Annotated in this window: 21 protein-coding genes; 10 read left to right on the top strand and 11 right to left on the bottom strand. The window is 38.2% G+C overall.

The annotated features are described in order from the left end of the window. Positions 1–31 precede the first annotated feature (31 nt). From thrC to LVD15_RS06275, 7 genes are all read right to left on the bottom strand, one after another. Entirely contained in the window at positions 32–1321 is a 1290-nt protein-coding gene (gene thrC / locus LVD15_RS06305) for a threonine synthase (RefSeq protein WP_233779458.1), read from the bottom strand. Position 1322: 1 nt separating this feature from the next. Further along, entirely contained in the window at positions 1323–2243 is a 921-nt protein-coding gene (locus LVD15_RS06300; RefSeq protein ID WP_233779457.1) for a homoserine kinase, read from the bottom strand. A gap of 1 nt (position 2244) precedes the next feature. After that, on the bottom strand, positions 2245–4695 hold the full coding sequence (thrA, locus tag LVD15_RS06295) for a bifunctional aspartate kinase/homoserine dehydrogenase I (RefSeq protein WP_233779456.1): 2451 nt from the start codon (positions 4693–4695) through the stop codon (positions 2245–2247). 391 nt (positions 4696–5086) lie between these two features. Further along, positions 5087–5818 (bottom strand): energy transducer TonB, encoded by a 732-nt coding sequence (locus LVD15_RS06290; protein ID WP_233779455.1) that lies wholly within the window; start codon positions 5816–5818, stop codon positions 5087–5089. Positions 5819–5938: 120 nt separating this feature from the next. Next, positions 5939–6805 (bottom strand): fructosamine kinase family protein, encoded by an 867-nt coding sequence (locus LVD15_RS06285; protein WP_233779454.1) that lies wholly within the window; start codon positions 6803–6805, stop codon positions 5939–5941. After that, positions 6792–7934, bottom strand: a complete 1143-nt coding sequence (locus LVD15_RS06280) for a trans-sulfuration enzyme family protein (protein ID WP_233779453.1) — start codon at positions 7932–7934, stop codon at positions 6792–6794. The genes LVD15_RS06285 and LVD15_RS06280 overlap by 14 nt, the downstream gene beginning before the upstream one ends. A gap of 3 nt (positions 7935–7937) precedes the next feature. After that, a complete protein-coding gene (locus tag LVD15_RS06275) occupies positions 7938–8870 on the bottom strand; it encodes a hydrogen peroxide-inducible genes activator (protein WP_233779452.1) in 933 nt (310 codons plus the stop codon). A gap of 157 nt (positions 8871–9027) precedes the next feature. On the opposite strand from LVD15_RS06275, the gene LVD15_RS06270 reads away from it, so the two are divergent. From LVD15_RS06270 to LVD15_RS06250, 5 genes are all read left to right on the top strand, one after another. Next, the gene (locus LVD15_RS06270; protein ID WP_233779451.1) at positions 9028–9372 is read left to right on the top strand and encodes a hypothetical protein; all 345 of its coding nucleotides are present in this window, start codon (positions 9028–9030) and stop codon (positions 9370–9372) included. 51 nt (positions 9373–9423) lie between these two features. Next, positions 9424–10062: a hypothetical protein gene (locus LVD15_RS06265; RefSeq protein WP_233779450.1), complete on the top strand. Its 639-nt coding sequence runs from the start codon at positions 9424–9426 to the stop codon at positions 10060–10062. Further along, positions 10062–10850, top strand: a complete 789-nt coding sequence (locus LVD15_RS06260; RefSeq protein WP_233779449.1) for a sensor histidine kinase — start codon at positions 10062–10064, stop codon at positions 10848–10850. The genes LVD15_RS06265 and LVD15_RS06260 overlap by 1 nt, the downstream gene beginning before the upstream one ends. Further along, the gene (locus LVD15_RS06255; protein WP_233779448.1) at positions 10850–11497 is read left to right on the top strand and encodes a response regulator transcription factor; all 648 of its coding nucleotides are present in this window, start codon (positions 10850–10852) and stop codon (positions 11495–11497) included. The genes LVD15_RS06260 and LVD15_RS06255 overlap by 1 nt, the downstream gene beginning before the upstream one ends. Before the next feature lie 222 nt (positions 11498–11719). Continuing rightward, the gene (locus tag LVD15_RS06250) at positions 11720–12175 is read left to right on the top strand and encodes a response regulator (protein WP_233779447.1); all 456 of its coding nucleotides are present in this window, start codon (positions 11720–11722) and stop codon (positions 12173–12175) included. 90 nt (positions 12176–12265) lie between these two features. Here the strand turns inward: LVD15_RS06250 and LVD15_RS06245 are convergent, their stop codons facing one another. Continuing rightward, positions 12266–14092, bottom strand: a complete 1827-nt coding sequence (locus LVD15_RS06245; RefSeq protein WP_233779446.1) for a M2 family metallopeptidase — start codon at positions 14090–14092, stop codon at positions 12266–12268. Positions 14093–14133: 41 nt separating this feature from the next. Continuing rightward, positions 14134–15150, bottom strand: coding sequence for a hypothetical protein (locus tag LVD15_RS06240; RefSeq protein ID WP_233779445.1), 1017 nt, complete (start codon positions 15148–15150; stop codon positions 14134–14136). An 88-nt stretch (positions 15151–15238) separates the two neighbouring features. Here LVD15_RS06240 and LVD15_RS06235 point away from each other — a divergent pair, with 88 nt between their 5' ends. Both LVD15_RS06235 and LVD15_RS06230 read left to right on the top strand, forming a co-directional pair. Then, entirely contained in the window at positions 15239–16699 is a 1461-nt protein-coding gene (locus LVD15_RS06235; RefSeq protein WP_370687400.1) for a DUF5687 family protein, read from the top strand. Next, positions 16699–17397, top strand: a complete 699-nt coding sequence (locus tag LVD15_RS06230) for an ABC transporter ATP-binding protein (RefSeq protein WP_233779443.1) — start codon at positions 16699–16701, stop codon at positions 17395–17397. Before LVD15_RS06235 ends, LVD15_RS06230 begins: the two co-directional genes overlap by 1 nt. 57 nt (positions 17398–17454) lie before the next feature. Here LVD15_RS06230 and LVD15_RS06225 read toward each other — a convergent pair whose 3' ends face one another. Both LVD15_RS06225 and LVD15_RS06220 read right to left on the bottom strand, forming a co-directional pair. Beyond that, entirely contained in the window at positions 17455–18363 is a 909-nt protein-coding gene (locus LVD15_RS06225) for a sterol desaturase family protein (RefSeq protein WP_233779442.1), read from the bottom strand. Between the two features lie 76 nt (positions 18364–18439). Then, positions 18440–19006, bottom strand: coding sequence for a DUF6134 family protein (locus tag LVD15_RS06220; protein WP_233779441.1), 567 nt, complete (start codon positions 19004–19006; stop codon positions 18440–18442). 148 nt (positions 19007–19154) lie between these two features. Between LVD15_RS06220 and LVD15_RS06215 the strand changes: the two genes are divergently transcribed. From LVD15_RS06215 to LVD15_RS06205, 3 genes are read left to right on the top strand one after another with little or no spacing between them, the layout of a single operon-like run. Next, on the top strand, positions 19155–19703 hold the full coding sequence (locus LVD15_RS06215; protein WP_233779440.1) for an RNA polymerase sigma factor: 549 nt from the start codon (positions 19155–19157) through the stop codon (positions 19701–19703). 2 nt (positions 19704–19705) lie between these two features. Then, a complete protein-coding gene (locus LVD15_RS06210) occupies positions 19706–20236 on the top strand; it encodes a hypothetical protein (protein ID WP_233779439.1) in 531 nt (176 codons plus the stop codon). Then, positions 20217–21356 carry a DUF4097 family beta strand repeat-containing protein gene (locus LVD15_RS06205; protein WP_233779438.1) on the top strand — a complete coding sequence of 380 codons (1140 nt, stop codon included), beginning with the start codon at positions 20217–20219 and terminating at the stop codon, positions 21354–21356. The genes LVD15_RS06210 and LVD15_RS06205 overlap by 20 nt, the downstream gene beginning before the upstream one ends. Positions 21357–21415 lie beyond the last annotated feature (59 nt).

Raw genomic sequence — 21415 nt, 5'->3', positions numbered from 1 at the left:
CTTTTATGTGAGCCATCGGAGGTTGTATTATTTATCTGGATTGTAAGTAGTTTTTGAACTCTTCATAATCTGATGACATCAGCTCGCTTTTCTTTTCCTTGTCAGCGTATTTAGCTAGTCTTTCAGGAATGTCAACTTCTCCTATCACCTCTTCTACCGTGTCTTTAAACTTAGCTGGGTGAGCTGTTTCCAAAAACAAACCTGTGGCTTGTTCGTCTTGAAGTAAATAATTTTTAAGACCTAAATAGCCAACTGCTCCATGCGGATCCATAACGTATCCTGTCTCATTAAACACCTCTTTCATAGCCTTTTTTGTTTCTTCATCTGTGAAGCTAAAGCCCTTTATTTCGGCAGTAATGTCATCCCAGTTTTTGTCATATAATTCCTGAAGTCTATAGAAATTACTAGGATTACCTACGTCCATGGCATTGGAAATAGTGGCTTTAGAAGCCATTGGCTCATATTTGCCAGAAGTAAGATAATTAGGAACTATGTCATTAATGTTAGAAGAAGCAACAAAGCCTTTGATATCTAGTCCCATTTTTTTGGCTAAAAGACCAGCAGTCAGGTTTCCGTAATTGCCACTGGGTACTGAGAATACAAGATCCTTCTCTGGTAGCTGTGCCTTAGCCCAGAAGTAATAAAATGACTGTGGAATTAACCTGGCAATATTTATTGAGTTGGCTGATGTGAGTTTCATTTTTTGATTTAACTCCTTATCTAAAAAGGCCGTTTTAACTAGTTTTTGACAGTCATCAAAATTACCATCTACCTCTAAAGCCGTTATATTCTGGCCTAATGTGGTAAGCTGCTTTTCTTGTAGATAACTCACTTTTCCTTTAGGATAAAGAATAACTACATCTACATTTTCAACTCCTAAAAAGCCGTGAGCTACAGCACTTCCCGTATCACCTGAGGTCGCTACAATCACCGTTACCTTTTGGTCACTTTCTTTTGAAAAGTAACTTAAGCAACGAGCCAGAAAGCGTGCTCCTACATCTTTAAAAGCCAGGGTAGGTCCATGAAATAATTCCAGAGCATAAATATTATCTTTTACGGCTACCGCTGGAATATCAAAATTTAGTGTATCAGAAATAATGGTGGCCAGATCTTCCTTTGGAATATCTCCTTCTGCCAGTGGCGTAGCTACTTCTAATCCTATTTCATCGAGCTTGAGAGTAGATAACTTTTCGAAAAAGCTTTTGGGTAACTGAGGTATGCTTTCAGGCATAAAAAGGCCATTGTCATCAGGCAATCCTTTTATTACCGCTTCTTTGAAGCTTACCGGCGCTACTTGTCTGTTGGTACTATAATACTGCATTTTAAATTACTTTAGCACCTTCTGCATTAATAGCTGAGAGGTATACTTTATGATCTATTTCTAGTAATGAATAATAATTTGTGAAAGCTTCGCCAATCTTTTCTGCTATGGCTTTACCCTTAGTAAGTGCAAAAATGGATGGCCCTGATCCTGAAATACTACATCCGAGAGCTCCATTGTCTAAAGCTAATTTTTTGGCTTTATCATAGCCCGGAATAAGCACTGAGCGGATAGGTTCCACTATGTAATCTTCTAAAGAGCGGCCTATGAGTTCATAATTTTCAGTGGCGAGACCTGCAATTAGACCTGCCACATTTCCCCATTGACTAATGGCGGTCTCCAGGCTCACATCTTTCTTGAGTATGCGCTTAGAGTCAGAAGTTTTTACCTCTATCTGAGGGTGAACCACCACCACATGCAAATCTTTAGGGTAAGGCACATTAATTACATCCAGCGGGCTGTAGCTTCTTACTATAGTGAAGCCGCCTAGTAAAGCCGGGGTTACATTATCAGCATGGGCTTTTCCTGAGGCGCACCGCTCCCCTTCCATTGCAAATTTTACCAGCTCCTGTTTGCTGAAGGGCTGCCCTAACAACTCATTGGCAGCAAATACCGCAGCGGCAGAGCTGGAAGCACTAGAGCCTAAGCCACTGCCTGGCATCACCCTTTTTTTGACATTAATTTCAAAACCATCAGAAAGCCGGGCTTCATCTAATAATGCCTGAATGGCTACGCCTATTACATTTTTTTTAGGATCAAGTGGCAAATCTTCAAAACCTGGAATAGGATTGATTTTAATGCCCTTGTCACTTTTTATCACTTCGAGTTCATCACCAATACCATCTAAAGCCAGGCCCAGTACATCAAAACCAGGACCTACATTGGCTACAGTGGCAGGTGCAAAAACTTTTATCTTTTCCATATCAGTTAGCATTGGCTATTCTCATGATATCGGCAAATATTCCGGAAGCAGTTACTTCAGCACCAGCACCAGCACCTTTCACTACCAGTGGTTGCTCAGGGTATCTTTTGGTGGTGAAAAGGACTATATTATCTTTTCCTTCCAGGTTATAAAGTGGGTGTGAGCTTTCTATAAGCTGTACGCCTGTTTCTGCTTTGCCTTTATTGAAAGTAGCAACGTATTTTATTTTTTTACCTGCTTTTTTAGCATCAGCTATCATCTTTTGGAAGGTGGCCTCATGCTCTTCAAGCTTATTGAAAAACTCCTCAATAGTAGGAGCATTCATGCATTCGTCAGGGATAAATGCTCTTGAAGGGATGTCATCTATCTCCATGTTCAAGCCACTTTCTCTTATAAGAATGAGTATTTTTCTCTTTACATCTACTCCGCTAAGATCTATTCTTGGATCTGGCTCCGTATAACCTTCTTCCTGCGCTTGTCTTACTATATCAGCAAAGCGAGTATTTTCATTGAAATTATTGAAAATGAAATTCAAACTACCAGAAAGAACGGCCTGTATTTTTATGATTTCATCACCACTTTTTATCAAATCATTAAGTGTGTTGATTACCGGCAGCCCTGCTCCCACATTGGTCTCAAACAAGAACTTGGCTTTATATTTTAAGGCTGTCTTTTTAAGGTTCAGGTATTCTTCATAGGAATTAGTACACGCTATTTTGTTAGGCGTTACTACCGAAATACTCTCTTTTAAAACACCATTATAAACCGACGCGATATCTGCATTAGCTGTATTATCTATGAAAATGCTGTTTCTTAAGTTCAGTTCGGCCATCTTTTGTAAGAATGACTCAGTAGTCATAGGCTCACTTTCGTGCTCCAATTTGTTTTTCCACTCTTTGAGATCCATGCCTCTTTCTTGGAAATACATCTTTCGGCTGTTAGCCAATGCTACCACTCTTAAATCTATATGATGATGTGTGGATAAGTAGCTTTTTTGTTTTCTCAACTGCTCTATTAAGGCAGATCCCACATTACCCACGCCGATCATAAACACATTTATAACACGTTTGTCAGAAAGGAAAAAGCTTTCATGTAAGCTGTTGAGTGCTTTTTTTACTTCTTTTTCATGCACTACTACAGATATGTTTCTCTCTGAAGATCCTTGTGCAATGGCTTTTATGTTTACTCCATTTTGACCCAACACACTAAACATATTGCCGCTCACTCCTACTTGCTCCTTCATGTTGGCACCTACCAGGGCTATTATGGCTAGCTCCTTCTCTACCTCTACCGGGTTAATCTTACGTGCAGATAATTCAAAGGCGAACTCTGACTCTATCGCAGTAATGGCTTTGCTTATATCACTGGTGTCTATGCCTACACAGATAGTGTGCTCAGAAGAGGCCTGAGTGATGAGTACAACGTTTACTTTTGCATTAGAAAGTGCCCTAAAAAGTCTGTGCGAGAAGTTAGGAATGCCTACCATGCCACTGCCAGAAACATTAAGCAAAGCTATGTTTTGAATGCTGGAAAGTCCCTTTATTAAATGGCCGTTGGCTGATGCATTGGCAGAGATCAAAGTGCCTGCGTCTTCTTTGCTAAAAGTATTTTTTATCCTTATCGGAATGCTTTTTTCTAACGCAGGCTGTATAGTAGGCGGATATATCACCTTAGCGCCAAAGTGAGAAAGCTCCATGGCTTCTTCGTAAGAGATCTCATTAATAGCATAAGCAGAGCGCACTAACCTGGGGTCGGCGGTCATCATGCCACTTACGTCAGTCCATATCTCCAGCTCGGCGGCATCTAGCGCTGAGGCTAATATAGCAGCGGTATAATCAGAGCCACCACGACCTAGAGTGGTCCACTGGTTGTCTTTAGAGGAGGCTATAAATCCCGGGCAGATGTAAACGGGTAGCTGCTCAGAGAAATAAGCACTGATTTTAGGTACGGTAACACCGAAATCTACATTGGCCCTGCCATAATTATTGTCAGTAATAATAAACTCCTGAGGTTTTGCCAGGCTGGTGTTTATGCCGCAGTCATTAAGGAAGTCCGTTATAATGGTAGAAGAAAGTTTTTCTCCAAAAGAAAGAATTTTGTCGCTGGTTTTAGCGGTAAGTTCCTGAATAAGGAATACGCCTCGACAAATATCTTCAAGATCGTTTAATAATATTTTTACTTTACCGAGGGTTTTGCTTTGTGCTTTTACGGATATCAGTTCCTGAACGGTTTTTATGTGCTTTTGCTCTACCTGATTGAGAAGTTTCAGGTAGCCCTCATCTCCGTTAGAAGCCTTAAGGCTAGCGTTTACCAGCTGCGTAGTAATGCCGCCTAATGCAGATACTACAGCTATTAGGCTGCCTGCTTCTTGTTTTTGAACTATGATGTCTTTTACCAGCGTAATGTTTTTAGCTGAGGCTACTGATGTACCGCCAAATTTTAAGACCTGCATAAACAGATAAGTTTATAATTAATAAAATGAGATGTGTTTTATAAGATGGAGCCCATGCCCCTAATGGTGATATATGAATATTAACCCCGCAAAGGGGTAATAATGGTAGTAATAATAATATTGCCCATCCCTAGAATAGAGTTTAGTGTGATGTTCGTGTATGTGAAAAGAGGTTTCACCTAGTGATTATTATTACTTGATTGCCAGCCAAAGGTAATGCTTAATTTTTAATTGAAAAATTTTACCATATCTTTTTATTGATTAAAATGATTATGGCCAATTAATCTTTGGCAAAATAAGAAAAGGGCTGCCTCAAAAGTAAATACTAATAAGCCGACCTGACTTAAAGTTACTTTTGTGACAGCCCCTCTTAGGTTACTATTACAATCTATCAACTATCCGCTTCAAACGTGATAGGTATTTCTAATTTCATTTTTACAGGCTCATTTCCTTGCTTAGCAGGAGTCCAGGTCCAATTGGTATTTTTAATGGCTTCTACAGCTGCTTCATCCAGAGCTTCCATATACTCCTTATCTTTAGTGTAATACATAGCTTCCATAGGTTTCACTTCGTCTATTTCGCCATTTTCATCTACTATAAATTCTACTATTACAGTTCCTCCTACATTGTTATCTAATGCTTCTTCAGGATACTCCACATTGGCTTTGATGGCTTCGTAATATGCTTCGAATCCGTTTTTAGGTTCAGCACCAACTTCTACATTTTTATTGTATTCTTTACGCATCAGCTCCTGATTAGCAAAGTGACCTTCAGCATATTTTACAAACTTGTTTAGATCCTGATCATCATCTATTCCATCTACTTTTACCTGATAATTTCCTTTTACAGTTACTATATTTCCATCATCAGTCTGTACGTAGCTGTATTCTAATTCAGGGTATTTTTCTACCAGTGCTTGTATGGTAGAGTCTTCATCATAAACAACGGTATTATTGGGAGCCTCGGTATTGCTATTATCAAGTGATACCGCAGTTGAGTCTGTCGTTTCTTCGTCGTTTTGCTTAGGGGATTCACATCCTACCACGAAGATCATAAATGCTAACGCTCCTATAAAAAGGATCGCATACATGTTGATATCGAATTTGTTAATGTTATTTTCCATCTTGATTTTCACGGTTTGGTATTGTCTTCACTTATGACAAAATAGTACCACATATATTATTGTTCTGAAAATCAGTTGGTTAGTGTATTTTGAGGAAGTTTAAAGTGTGGAAAATCTTTCTCATCTGATGAATTTAGAGAGTATATTCATGGTCTGAGCGTAATATCCGCCCCCAAACAAATTAACATGCACCAGAAGCGGATATAAGTTGTAGATGTCCCATCGATCTTTGTAGCCTTCTGGTAGAGGAAAAATGCTCAGATAAGCATCATAAAATGATTGGTCAAACCCGCCAAAGAGAGTAGTCATGGCTAAATCCACTTCTCTGTGAGCAAAGCTGACGGCCGGATCTATGAGCACAGGCTCGCCATTGTTACCTACCATAGTATTTCCGCCCCACAGGTCTCCGTGTACAAGAGTTGGAGCTTCGTCTGATAAAAGTGCAGGTAACTTATCAGCAAACTCACAGAATTTATCATAATCTCGCTGATTCATTTTGCCGTTAGAGAGCGCCAATTTTACTTGCGGTGCTATTCGGTTTTTATAGAAAAAGTCTGGCCAGCTGGTGGTAGAAGTGTTGCTTTGGTTCAAGGAGCCCATATAATTGTCATGATCGAGCCCGTATTGTTCTGCTGTTTGCTGGTGCAGGCAGGCTAATCCTTCTGCTAAAGTTTTGCTGTAGTTAGGACTTTTGGCTGATGATTTTATATTTTCAAGAATCAGGCAGGAATATTCATCACCTTCATAAGTAAAGATTACTTCAGGTAATTTTATGCATTTGGGTTTAGCCAGAAGTTGCAAGCCTTTAGCCTCTACTTCAAACATATTAGGATATAGGCTTGCACTATTCCACTTCAGGAAAAACTCCCCCTTTGTAGTGGTAGCTGTGCCTCCGTGATTAATGCAGCCACCAGAGGCAGGGCTAAAATCACTTATACTTCCAATTTTCTTTTCGCAAAACTCACGTATTTCTTTAGGTATTACCATGGAGGGCGAGGTTTAGGTCATTAATTAAATCATCAGCTTCTTCTATGCCAACAGATAATCTGAGTAAATGATTTGATATACCAGCCTTTTCTTTTTCTTCATCAGATATTTTTGAATGTGATGTCTGTGCCGGAGAGGTAATAGTGGATTCTACTCCTCCTAAGCTCATTGCCGGAGCTATGAGCTTCAGCCTTTTTACAAATGCATCAGGGTCAATTTTTACTTCGAAAGAGAGCATGCCGCCATAGCCTGACATTTGACTGGTGGCCAAATCATGCTGTGGATGTGTTGATAATCCTGGATAATAAACGTTGGAAATTTCTGAGTGGCCCTCCAAAAACTTACTGATAGCATGGGCATTTAAATTTTGCTGCTTTACTCGCAGTGATAAGGTTTTTATGCTTCTTTCTAATAAATAGCAAGATTGAGCATCTAAGTTGCCTCCAAAATGAATGGCTGATGACCATGCTTTTTGCATAAGCTCCTCTGAAGAAATTATGGCGCCACAGCATAGGTCACTGTGCCCTCCCAGATATTTAGTGCCGCTGTGCAGTACTATGTCTATACCCAGCTCTATTGGATTTTGATTAATGGGTGAGGCAAAAGTATTATCAATGAGTGTAATAAGATTATTGGCCTTAGCTAATGTACTTATGGCTCTGATGTCAATGATTTTGAGTAAAGGATTGGAGGGAGTTTCTATGTATATAAGCTTGGTGTTAGGCTGAATAGCCTTTTCAAAATCTGAGGCTGATAGGCTGTTTACCAAAGTAAACTCTATACCGAAGCGGTTTAGCTCATTAGTTATGGCATGGTGAGTGCCTCCATAAAGATCATTTTGAAATATAGCATGATCTCCGGTTTTGAGGATAGAAAAAAGAGCAGTGGTAATAGCGGCCATACCAGAGCTAAATACCATAGCCTTCTCTCCTTTTTCTAAGGCAGCTATTTTGTCTGAAACTACCTGCTGGTTGATGGTATTAAAATAGCGCGGATAGGCGTGGACGTCTACGTCTAGATAATCATAGGCTGTGGAGGTAAATACGGGTGTATTGACTCCTTTGGTCATGGTGTCTGCCTTGGAGCCTGCATGTACGCAGGCCGTGGCTTTTGATGTAGGCTGATTCATATATTATTTCCATTTTATTACTTCTCCGTGTTTTTGAATGTTAATATAATCAGGAATAGCATTAAGGATCTCCGTATGAAGCGCTTCTACTAACTTTCTCTTCAGGTAGCTTCTATGCATTATGATAGATACCTCTCTTACCGGTTTGGGATCTACGAATGATCTTAATTTTGATTTACTGTTTTTATCAAAATCCAATGTGGCGAGCTCTGGTAGCAAGGTAAATCCTCCGTTTTTATCTACTATCTTCTTCAGTGCTTCTAGCGAGCCGCTTTCATATTTAAATTGTGTGTCTTTGTCTTCATAAGTATGGCAGAGGTTTAAGACTTGATCTCTGAAGCAGTGGCCCTCATTTAATAACCAGATTTCATTTGCTGGTAGCTCTTCTACATGAAGCTTGTCTTCATTATATAAACTGCTTCGGTGAGATACATAAGCATAAAACTCTTCATAAAACACCGGTTTAGTAATCAGCCCGGGATCATTAAGAGGCGTTACTATCAGGCCAAGATCTAACAGTTCATTTTTAAGTTTTTTTAAGATCTCATTAGTTTTAAGCTCCTCTACCTTAATTTTTACGTTAGGGTATTTCTCTATAAAGTTACTGATAAATAGTGGTAGAAGATACGGACTTAAGGTAGGTATGATGCCTATGCTCAGTTCACCCGCTACTTCTCCTTTTTCTTCAGCTACCAGCTCCTTAATTTTTTTTGATTCGCTAAGTGCTAGTCTGGCCTGAGCTATAATTCTTTTGCCTACATCTGTAGGTACCACAGGCTGTTTACTTCTATCAAAAATCATTACACCTAGCTGCTCTTCCATTTTATGGATTTGCATACTAAGGGTAGGTTGGGTTACGAAACAAGATTCTGCTGCCTTTCCGAAGTGTCTGTAGTTGTCTACAGCTATTATATATTCAAATTGAATTAAAGTCATAATGGAGGTTTCGGGCAAATTAAATAATAAAAGCTGAATCAGGAAACGACTTGTTTACCTCTTATTTATTTCAGTTCAAGTGGTTTCCTTTCTTGATAAACAATAATATATTATAATAATCATATAAATATCATTTATTGACTCTAAATTTATAGTTATGGCTTTTAATGGAAAAGAAGGAGAATTTATCTCTTTACAAACTGCGATAAGATGGACCAAGCATTATCAGCGGGAAAACCCTGGCAGGGTTAAGGCTATTTTTTATGGAAAGGAAAAATTACAGCAGCTCTTGGCTGAAAAGGATAAACAGGGTAAAGCAGTTGGGCTAAGAATATACTTTGCCAAAGATGACTATGGAGAGGATAAGTTAATATTAGTGGCTGCTACGGCGGATGAAAATAACATTTTGCCTGAGGGTGAAAATGATATCAATTATATGATTTTGGATGATGGAGCCGCGTGCCCTCCCAAATGCCCGGGCCAAGAAGATCTACTGGCTTGAACATAATGCCTGTTTTATTCTTTTACTTAATGTCAATAACAAATTATTGCTGTGGAGTACGAAAATCTTTATGACGTAATCAGCTATATCATGATTTTTAGTGCAGTAGCTTCGCTATTAATTGGCCTAAGAGATTCTGCCAATATTTCGAAGTTCGTTCTGACACTTGTTTTCTTTTCCTTTCTGTTGGATCTGATTTTTGCTGTATGTTATGACTTTTTTGGTGTATATATTCCCTATCACGGAGTAGTCTACAGAATAATAGAACTTCTTTTGTTAGTTGAATTTTATAAAAGAATATTTAAATTTAGGAAAATTTTTATCTTGGCAATTATAGAATTACTGATATTAGCTATTTTCTGCTATTCTGGCTTTAATAATAACTATCTCAGGGTTTCTAACAGTATTCTGTTTAGTGTTCTATCTGCCTTATTTTTTATTAAATATTTAAGAGAAATGGAAAAAGAAAATCCATTAGAAGATTCTTTATTCTGGATTAATTCAGGTTTCCTCATTTATTTTTCTGGCTTTCTGTTCATATCCTTATTTTTTGAACTATTGAGTAAGATTGACAGGGCCTCGGCCGTTATATCATATATGTTTCATAATCTATTGGGTGTGGTTAAAAATATTTGTCTGGCGTATGGTTTTTGGGTGGCTCAACGAAAATCAAGAGAGGTAGGATGTTAATGAGTGCAGAAATTCCAAATATTACTGCATTGGTAATAGTAGGTACATCTACCACTTTACTATTAGCAGGCTGCATAATATTTTTTATTATTTATTATCGATCCCGGATGCTGCAAAACAAAATAGCTACTCAGCAGCTGGAAGCAGACTATCAGAGAGAGCTGTTGCAGGCCACTGTAGATTCTCAGGAAAAAGAGCGCAGAAGAATAGCAGCAGAACTGCATGATGGTGTAGGTGCCATGTTATCAGCAGCTAAGCTCAATCTCAATATGCTAAAAAAAGGCACTATTCCTTCTGATGAGATGGAACTGGCTATGGTAGATACCAAAGAAATGATAGATAGCACCATAGAAACGGTGCGAAAAATATCCAAAGCTTTATTACCATCATCACTGGAAATTTTTGGATTAGGAAGAGCTTTAGAAGAACTGGTAGAAAAATTAACTACACCACAAACCAAAATATATTTTCATCAGAGGGGAGAAAACGTTAAATTAAACCAACAGGATGAACTCCTGATTTACCGAATTGTGCAAGAATTAATTAATAATGCTCTTAAACACGCAGAGGCTTCCGAAGTGTGGGTAAATGTGGATTGGAATAATCCTATTAATTTAACAGTTTCTGATAATGGAAAGGGTTTTGATTTAGTAAAAACTAAGCAAGACATCAGGCGAGGAATAGGATTATACAGTATAGAAAACCGAGTGAGTTTAATTAAGGCAGAGGTACAATTCGATAGCGAAATAAACAAAGGCACGCGAATAAGAATTGTTTTAGGAACTTAATGAAAGTATACATAGCAGATGATCAAACCCTTTTTAGAAAGGGCATGGCTAGATTAGTAAAATCCTTTCCGGGGATTTTAGAGGTGAAAGAAGCTGAAAATGGAAAAGAATTACTGGATTTGGTAAAGGAGAACCCTCCTAATGTGATTCTCATGGATTTGGAAATGCCTGTAATGGATGGCATAGAAGCCACGGAGAAAGTCATAAGTCGCTATCCTGACATAAAAGTGATAATACTTTCAATGCATGATAGCCAACAACATATATTTTACCTGATGGAGGTAGGGGCTCATGCCTTCTTACTAAAAAATGCTGAGCCAGAAGAGGTAGAAGAAGCCATAAATTCGGTAATAGAAAAAGATTTTTATCAAAACCAGCTGGTGGTAGATGCTTTAAGAAAAGGTGCCAGAGATAGGAAAAAGGCAGAATCAAGGCCGATTTTTAATCATACACTCTCCCTTACAGAACGCGAAAAGGAAATACTTTTGCTCATATGCCGGGAGCTTACTATGAAGGAAATAGGAGAGAAATTATCTCTTTCAGAAAAGACCATTCATAATCACCGAGCCAGGATTATGGACAAAACAGGTGTGCGAAATACCGTAGGTCTCGTAAAATATGCGTATGAAAGTGGTCTGCTAGACTAAATACCTTACATATGACATATTAGGTAAATTTACCTAATTGTTTAGTATAAAATACCCATACCATAAGGGTTGACTCTTAATTGAAATACGTGTAAATTACTAAATATCAAATGGTTGATTAAGGGGAATCCTCTAAGTGTAACTACTTGGGGAGATTCTGAAAAAATTATCAATTAATCGATTTATAACTTGCCATCACTAATCGCCCAAAACTCTTAGTAGATGAAAAGTAAACGTATTCTGATTATCCATCAAGATGAAGAAACAAGGAGAGAAATGCATAGCATACTTTCCCATTTTGATTTTGACCTTATGTATGCTACAGATGGCCTTCATGGCTTATATGCGGCAAAAGAGAATCAGCCTGATTTGATTATCACTGATATTGATATAGCTGTGCTTAACGGCCTTGATATGGTGGATATGCTCAGAAATGAGGAATCAACTAAAGATATAAGTATAATATGCCTGCACGGGGAAATGGATCTGAATTATATTCGTTCAGCCAGAGAACTGGAGGCAAGTGCCTTTTTAATAAAACCATATTTGGATAACTCTCTCATATATGCCGTAAAAAAGTCTTTGGGAGAGACGGATCTGAAGGTTAATAAAGAAAGAAGGCCTTTGAGATATGAAGAATGCAGAGCTCAGCAATTAGCGTTTATAAACTACGCCTGAGCAAGTGTCTTAATTTAATATAATTATTGGTTTGGTTTTAACTGAGGCTACCTCTCTGTCAAAGAGGTAGCTTTTTTTCTAATGCAATGGTTAATTAAAGATGGGTCTTACCGGTAAGGTATATTCTCTCCCTTTATTTACTTCTTTTAAATACTTCATTAGTGGCTGAAAGTACTCCAGCATAGCTTTAGCATTGATGTCTTCTCCGGTAGCATCTTTTAATAGCTTACGCCAGTCTTCAGTAGCTCCTGTTTTGAGCATATTATGCAGAAATTCGCCTGTAGCTTTGCTTCCAAAATAGTTAGTAGATCTCGGATCCTGATGAAGTATATTTTTAGCTATATGGCTATGAATCTGAAATAATAATGCGTGTGATAAGGCATAGTCATAATACTGTGCGGCATCATTATTAATATGCGTTTTAGAGGTGGCATCAGCAAACTCTTCACCACGAGGAGTAGGTGGTACTATACCTTGAAATGTCTTCTTGTACTCCCACCATTTGGCATTAAACTGGTCTTCTGGTAAGTTATTGAGGTAAAGATCATGTTCGAAATGTGTCATTACTCCAGAAGAAAAAGGGATAAATATAATATGGCTCAGCGCCTCTTTTAATAATGTTCTGGTTTCATCAGTCTCCACATTAGCAGGTATAAGCTCTAGCTCAGTGAGAAATGGCTTTTGTGTAGCGGCTAACCCCATCATGCTCCCCACAGCCTCATGAAAAGCACGGTTAGCTCCACCTCTCAATAATGGAGGCACTTCTGGAGTAGAGTATGACATATAATAGTAAATATGGCCAAGCTCATGATGAGTGGTTTCATACCATTCTGCATTAGGAATAACGCTCATTAAGCTTCTCACATCTTTTTTAAGATCCATATGCCAGGCAGAGGCGTGATTGTTCTTTTTGTAACCAGCATCTGCAGGAGCGGGATATAAGCTGGAACTGTCATAAAAACTTTTAGGAAGAGGGTCAAAGCCCAGGCTTACATAAAAGCTTTCCGCTTGTTTAACCAGCCATTCTGCCCCTTTTTCTTCTAAGGTAGCATCTAAATCTATTCCCTCTACATCAATGATTGGTGACCAATCTTGTCCCCATCGGTTAGGGAGCCAGTGAGCAGGAATCATTTCCGGAACGGTAGTTACGCCATATTTTTTAGCCAGTTCATAACGTACATAAGTATGCAACTCTCGGTATAGCGGCCATACCTCTTCTATAAGCTGTCTGTTGAGTGCCATCATCTCGTCTACAGTCATGCCATAGTCAGAAACCTGGTAAGAGAAGTAATCCTGGTAGCCCAGTGCCTGCACAGTTTCATTTCTGAGTCTTCTTAAAGAATCTAAGCCTGCTTTTAGCTCTTTGCCTACTTCTTTGCTGGCATCCCAAGCAGCCTCTCTTAGTAGTAGATCATTTTCGCTTTTAAGAATATTGTCAATATCATTAGTAGAAACTGACTTATCTCCTATTTTAAAATCAAAGCCAAACAACCGTTCTGTTTGTAGAGCTTCGGCCTTAATTCTTCTTTTTACTGTTTCTTTTGCGGTAGCAGGATTATTAGCTGCAGAGTATAATATGGCCTCTAACTGTTTGACTTGAAGTGTGTCAAGTGAATTTTTATTTTCAAGAAACTTCCTGGTTTTTTCAATTACCTCCTGACTACCCGTAAATGATGCTAAGGCTTCGTTAGCCAATCGTGTTTGATAAGCATTCATCGTATCACCTTCTACAATATGGGTGTTAGAGGCCCACTCGGCCAGAGATGATTGATAGTATAGTTTCAAGTACCTGGCATTGTACTCATCAAGGAAAGCCTGCACCTCTGAATTTTGTGAGGTGCTATCTTCTTTATTGGCATTATTACATCCCCACATAAGTAATAGGGGTACCAAAAAGGCTGTAAATGTTTTTTTCATAAATCTGCGGTTAGGTTCCTTGAGACACCGCCAGATGATGACTAGTTTCTTACTAGTTCATTGCGCAGGTTATCAACATAGTTGATCAGAGCGTCTTGCCAACGTGGTGCGGCGTCCCATCTTTTCCCTAAAAATACATTACCTGAGTAAATATGTTTTATATAAAATTTATAAACGGGAGTATTAATGTTATTGGAGGTAGTCCTTGTCTTATCATCTACTATCACTTCTGAGATAAAAGCGGTTTCTGATTCTTTAATAGGGTATTCCAGCATTTCTTTTACAGATTTGGCAGTGGAGTGTACATAGTACAAAATGTACTGATAGCCGTCTGACCTAAGCTTTTTTTCCTCTCTCTCAGGATCTACAAAACCGTATTCGTAGGGGTAGTTAATCATAGCCTGGCTGATGGCTACTGTGTCAGCAAACATAGGGATAGCCAGTTTTTCAGAAGAAAAGTTGAGGTCATAGTATTCACCTCTTCTGGCTTTTATTACCCTGGGCATCTCTCCGAATTCAGGTACCGTAGTCACCAATAGGTTTTCCCGATCTTGAGAAGAGTTAGCAGCTATACGATAAAGATTGGTCATAAGATCCTTCATATCTGCGTTTTCAGCTTTCCATGCCGCTTGGCCTGGCACTATTAGGTGGGTTTCATCATGCACCTTAGAGAGAATGAGCTTAATCATGCCATTTTCTTGGGTTAGGAATACTACATTCTCTATCTCCCGGCCATTAAAGTTTCCCATAAAGGCATCAAATGACTCTTTGCCGCTATAAATATCATCCATATGGTAATAAACGACTGCGTCTATTCCTGCTTTTCTAAAACCCGGCTGAGCAGCTTCGGCCAGAGCCTTCCAGTTTCCTCTGATGTAAGGATCGGTACTCTTGGGCGGCACGTCTACCAGTACCATAGACTTAGTCTTTAAAATGTCTTTGGGTAACTCCTGAGTATATTGTAGGGAGTCCAGAATATCATGTATAGGGCGCTTGTCCTGGGCTTTTAAGGTTCCTGTTGCTAAGAAGAAAATTACAATAAGAAGATATTTGTGCATAACTTAGGGTTCTACTGTTTCAAATAACGTTGAAAAATTAGTTTATTGAAAATCAATCTGGTTTTAATTAATACCCTGTCAAATATTTATGTTCAAATGGATTATTAATCATCAGTCCAAAAAGATACGAAGGTCACCCTCGTGGGGTAAAAACCAGATGCTTACAGTAATATCCTTTTTGGTAGGGATAGTGGCTGTTTTATACATGATGGGCGTTGGCTATTTAATGGACCGCATCATTATGATTATGTTTCCTGGTGAGCCAGTGATAGAAACGTATGCCGGCTTCGTGCTATTTTACTTTACTTCAGAGCTGATTATGAGGTTCTATTTACAGGAAATACCCGCTTTAGAAGTGCAGCCTTATAGAGTGCTCCCTGTTAAAAGAAGCCATTTGATTCATTATTTGTTGATACGGTCGGCCATTACATTATTTAATTTGGTGCCTCTGTTTTTGGTAGTGCCTTTTGCCTTTAAGCAAGTGCTGCCTGCCTATGGATGGGGACTTACTTTTAGTTGGTTGCTATCTATTAGCTTGTTGTCGCTATTGTGCAGCTTTGGCATTGTTTATCTAAAGAAAACCATTTTTAAGAGCTCTTGGGTAATGCTGATTTTCGTGGGGCTGGTGCTGAGTATTTTTGCCTTAGATTACTATCATATTTATGATTTTAAAGCGGTTTCTGCTAACCTATTCATGTTATCGCTACAATCTTATGTATTGCCTGTTATCATCTTTCTGTTATTGGTGGCGCTGTACATTTTATGTTTTCATACTTTCATAAATGCGTTCTATGCTGAGCAAATGCAGGAAAAGAGGGACGACAGCAAATGGTTTAACTTCAATCCTCATTTTAAAAATGAGCTTATCACTCTGGAGCTAAGGCTGATTTTAAGGAACAAAAGGCCAAGGTCTATGCTGGTTATGTCTTTGTTTTTTATTTTATATGGCTTCCTTTTTTACACTAAAGAAAACTATATGGATGGTTATGCCATGCTCATTTTTGTTGGTATTTTCATCACTGGTGGGTTTATGATTAACTATGGTCAGTTTAGTTTTAGTTGGGAAAGTGGCTATTTTGATACTTTTCTTACCAAAAACATTAGCTATAGACAGATTATTGAAAATAAGCTCAAGCTGTTTGATTATGGATGTCTCATAGGGTTTCTGCTATCATTACCATATGGTTTTTTTGGGGCTAAAATTATCCTTATTCATATTGCAGCATTGTTGTTTAATATGGGGGTGAATTCATTCTTTATCCTTTATTTCACAGGGAAAAAGCCAAAAAGGATAGATTTGTCTAAGTCAAGTATGTTTAATTATGAGGGCACAGGCCTGGCTCAATTTCTATTAGCAGTTCCTTGCTTTATTACTCCTTTGCTGGGTTATATGCTATTTTATATTTTAGGTATGCCGGTATGGGGTGTGGTATTGGTGGCTTTTCAAGGGGTGCTAGGGATTATGTTTCGCCAGAAGCTGATAGATGTGTTAGTGAAGCGGTTTAATAATTATAAGTACGTAATAGCAGATTCACTAAGGAAGGAATAATGATAAAAATACAAGGGGTAAGAAAGCATTATAAGGATAATATTGTGCTTAATTTGCCCACCATTCAAATAGAAGGAGGTAGTACCGTAGGAATAGTGGGGAATAATGGAGCCGGTAAAACTACCATGTTTCGGGTTATTCTGGATTTGATCATGCCTAATGATGGAGAAGTGCTGCTCAAGGATATTCCTGTTAAAGGTAAAGATGAGTGGAAAAGCTTTACCAGCTCTTTTCTTGACGAAGGCTTTCTGATTAGTTTTCTAACTCCTGATGAATATTTTGCTTTTGTGGGAGGCTTGCACAAAATGTCTCCGGCTGACATTAGTCTGGCGCTGCAGCGGTTTGTAAATATATTTAACGATGAGGTGCTCGGCAAGAAGAAATATATCAGAGACCTTTCTAAAGGGAATCAGAAGAAGGTAGGCATTGCCTCAGCGTTTCTGGGTAATCCTGAAATTATTATTCTTGATGAACCTTTTGCCAACCTAGACCCCAGCACTCAAATAAAGCTCAAAAAGCTACTCATAGAATACCGAAATGATCACCCGGTAACCTACCTGATATCTAGTCATGATCTTACTCATGTTACTGAGGTGTGTGATAGAATTATTGTTTTAGAAAAAGGAGAGGTGATAAAAGATCTTAACACGTCACCTTCTACCCTTACAGAGCTGCAAGAGTATTTTAATAATGGATAGAATAAAAAAGGTCGGCTCTGTTATGAACCGACCTTTTTAAATTTCTTCAAATGGTTTTTAAGCCGCTTTTTGCTCTTGATGAGCTGCTGCTTCCATAGCTGCTTTCTTTTCTGCTGCTATTTGAGCCGGGCTACCAAACATCATATGATAAGCTTCTTTCAGTGACTTACTGTTCTTTACATCTCTGAAAATATCACGCCATTCGTGAAAATTCAATGTAATAGGGTTGTAAGTGTTTACCGGTTCTGTAAGGCCGTATTTAGGTCTTTCTTCTTCTGGCTGAAATGTACCAAATATTCTATCCCAAATGATAAGGGTAGAACCATAGTTTTTATCCAGGTATTTAGGATCACTAGAATGGTGCACTCTGTGGTGCGACGGTGTAGTGAAAATATACTCAATAGGACGAGGCAACTTATGGATATACTCGGTATGAATCCAGAATTGATATAAAACTTCTATCTGGTGACATATAAAGAATACTACCGGGTGAAAACCAGTAAGCGCCACCGGGATAAAGAATATAACTTTAATGTGCTGAGTCCAGCTAAGACGGAACGCCACAGACCAGTTGTACTTTTCTGAATTATGGTGTGTAACGTGTGTTGCCCACCAGAATCTGTTTTCGTGTCCCACTCTGTGAGCCCAATATCTCCAGAAATCAATCCAGATGATGCATAGTATATATGACCACCATGTAGGAGGAATAGACCAAGGCACTAGATTATAAAAGAATAAAATAATACCAAAGGTAACTATCTTTAACCCTGCACTCATAGCCACATTTACCAGACCTATTACAGCAGCAGAAATAGTATCTTTCGAATCATAATAGTCTTTTTTCTGCTTGTAACTTATTATCCATTCTATTGCCACTAATGACAGCATTACAGGTGCTGCATATAAAATAATGTTAGGCAAATCCATGGATAAAATTTGATCAACAGTGAATTTTTCTTTTTCCATATACACTAGGTTAAAGTAAAGTGAAACGCTAAGTTACCCCATAAAACGTTTCAAATTAAGAAATTAAGGCCATTATTTAATTGATTTTCGTCATTTTTATCGTGGCCAGATTCAGATGAACTGTCACTCCAACACATTGACCGTTTTCAAAATAATAAAGGTTTGTATTGTTATCAGGCTTTGTTAATTCATAAGTATGGTCTTCCAGTTTTTTTATTGCACAAAAGGAAGCGTAGTTTTCAGAGAAGACCTCGCTTAACTTGGGCTCATTAAAATACAGGGCTGCTATACTTTCTTTAATAGATTTGGTTAAAACTCTGTCGTCTTCATCTTTTTGCTTTATCTGATAACCGGAGCCGTTGTATGATACGGTGGTTTCCCCCTTTACTTTTTTATTAAGGATGTTTTTGCAGTAAGATTGCTTTAAATGATCACTCTCATATTGAGATTGATAAGAAGAGCTGAGCTCAAAACTGAGCAGCATACTTATTTTTGTTTTGCTCTCTATGGAGTAATCGGTAATGTTTCCTTCTACGTTTTTCTGAGCTATCATATAGCCGATAGAGTCTCCCTTCCATTCTACCCTATATATGTGTTCTTGTGCGTATGAATTTATTCCACTAAAAATAAAACCACATAACATGATAATGATCCTTATATTTAATTTGAGGGAGGTTCTTGTGGGCTTGCGTATAACCATGTAAGAAACAACGGCCTTTAAAATAAAATGTTTTCAATACTAATGGAAACCTATCCTATGCGCTGTTGTCCTTATAATAACTAACACCTAAGTGGAGGCAGAACAACAAACGATACATATTTACCTGGTAAAACGGTGCCAAAAAGGAGACAGGCAAGCCCAAAATGAGCTTTATAAGCTCTATGTTGGGGCTATGTATAATATTTGTCGCCGTATGATGGGTGAAGAAGAAGAGGCTAAGGATGTGTTGCAAGATGCATTCATTACAGCATTTTCATCTATCAGCACGCTTAAGAAGGAGGTCACTTTTGGTGCTTGGTTAAAAAGGATAGTGATTAATCATTGCTTAAATGCACTCAAAAAGAAAAAGCTCCTGATATCTGAGCTCAATGAAGGTTTCGATATGATGGAGCCGGAAGAAGAGGAGGTATGCGAATATTGTGCTTTGGAAAGCAGAAAAATACTGCAAGCCATAGATCATATTTCTGAAGGGTGCCGTACAGTGATGAATCTTTATCTCTTTGAAGGTTATGACCACAAAGAGATAGCGCATATACTTGGAATTACTGAGTCTGCCTCTAAAGCGCAGTACAGTAAGGCGAAGAGTAAAGTAAGAAAAATATTGAGTCTAAATACCTGAACATGCAAGATCAATTAAAAAACGCTGTCCAGAATCGCAGGCAGGAGTTTGATGTTTATCAGACAGACTATGATGCGGTTTGGGGCAATATAGACAAAGGGCTTAGAAAGACCCGGCGCATAAACTTATGGCAAAACATAGGTAAAATGGCTGCTGCCGTACTACTATTATGTGTGGCCGGTGTAGTTACACTTCAGTTTGCAGGTGGTGATTATAAACAAGGTTATGCTCTGCACGATGTTTCTCCTGAAATGGCCGAAACTGAGTTTTATTATTCTCAGCAGGTAGCAGAAAAATTACAGGTGATTAAGGCTAGCAATACTAATATAGATCATGAGGTAATGCAGAACCTTTCAATGCTTGATAGCGCTTATGCGGAGCTTAAGAATGATTTGAAAGATAACGCAGATAGCGAGGAAGTGATAGATGCCATGATTGCCAATTATCGCATCAAATTGCAGATTTTGGAGCAAATTATAGGAGAGATTAGAAAACATAAAGGAGAAAGTATTGATGAAGACGTTAATATTTAAATATCTGCTGTGCTTTTTGAGTATGACCGTATTAGTGGCGAAGGCAGAAGAAAAGGAAGATGCTAAATCAACCCGGTTAATAGAAAAATCATTTTTGGTAGACAAAAGCGGCTTTTTAGAGGTGATGAATAAGTACGGTCAGGTGGCTGTTCACACTTGGAATAAGGATTCTATAAAGGTAAAAGTAGAAATAGTAGGCTATGGAAAGGATGAAGATGATGCTGAAAAGCTTACTGATAGAGTGGATATTGATTTTAATAAAACAGGTCAATACCTTATCATAGAAACTATTCTGGATAGAAAATCAGGCTTTTTTAAGGAGCTGTGGAATAATATTAATGACTACTCTAAGACGCTTCTGAGCAAGAATAAAATTGAAATTAATTATGAGATTTACATGCCTAGAAACCATAATTTGGAGCTAGATAATAAGTTTGGAGATGTTTATCTGCATGAACTTTTTGGTGAATGCGAAGTGAGAGTAACACATGGTAATCTCAGGGCGAATAAGCTGAATAGTACCTCTAAAATAGATGTGGGTTATGGAGACATACGCATAAAGGAGCTAAGTGATGGGGAGCTGGTTTTGAAATCAGTGGAAGGTGAAGTATTGAAAATGGGCAAGGTAAACATCAGAAGTGTTTCTTCGGATTTGCGAATAGTAGAGGCCAATGATATTACGCTTGACTCTAAAAGTGATAGGAAGTTGGTTTTTGAAAAGCTGAATTACATCAAAGGAAATACTACTTTTTCAGAGTTAGAAATAGAGGAGCTCAACAAGTCAGTAGATATGGATATGAGTTATGGATCCGTGTCATTTAAAAGCATTCCTTTTAGTTTTAATAAAATAGATATTAGAAGTAAGTACACCGATGTTTTCTTTGATTTCTACCCCAATAGCTATTTAAAGGTAGATATCACAGCCAGAGAAGAGTCTTTGAGATTGCCTTTTGAAAATGTGAAAACTAAAAAGGAATACCTTGATGATAAGCAAAAAGACGTACGCGTGACAGGAGAGATAGGAGCAAAAACTAACTATCCGGGTTATGTGAATATAAATGCAAATGGAGGTGATATTTCTCTATCGTTAACCAGCCTTAAGCAATCAGCCAACAAGTAATAAAAAGGGTAAAAATTTTTCAAAACGGTTGTAATATTTATCTTGTCGAAAGATCAATT

Source organism: Fulvivirga maritima, from assembly GCF_021389955.1.
In the GTDB taxonomy this organism is placed as follows: Bacteria; Bacteroidota; Bacteroidia; order Cytophagales; family Cyclobacteriaceae; genus Fulvivirga; species Fulvivirga maritima.
Note: the sequence above shows the minus strand (reverse complement) of the source record. Positions and strands in the feature narration are given on the sequence as shown.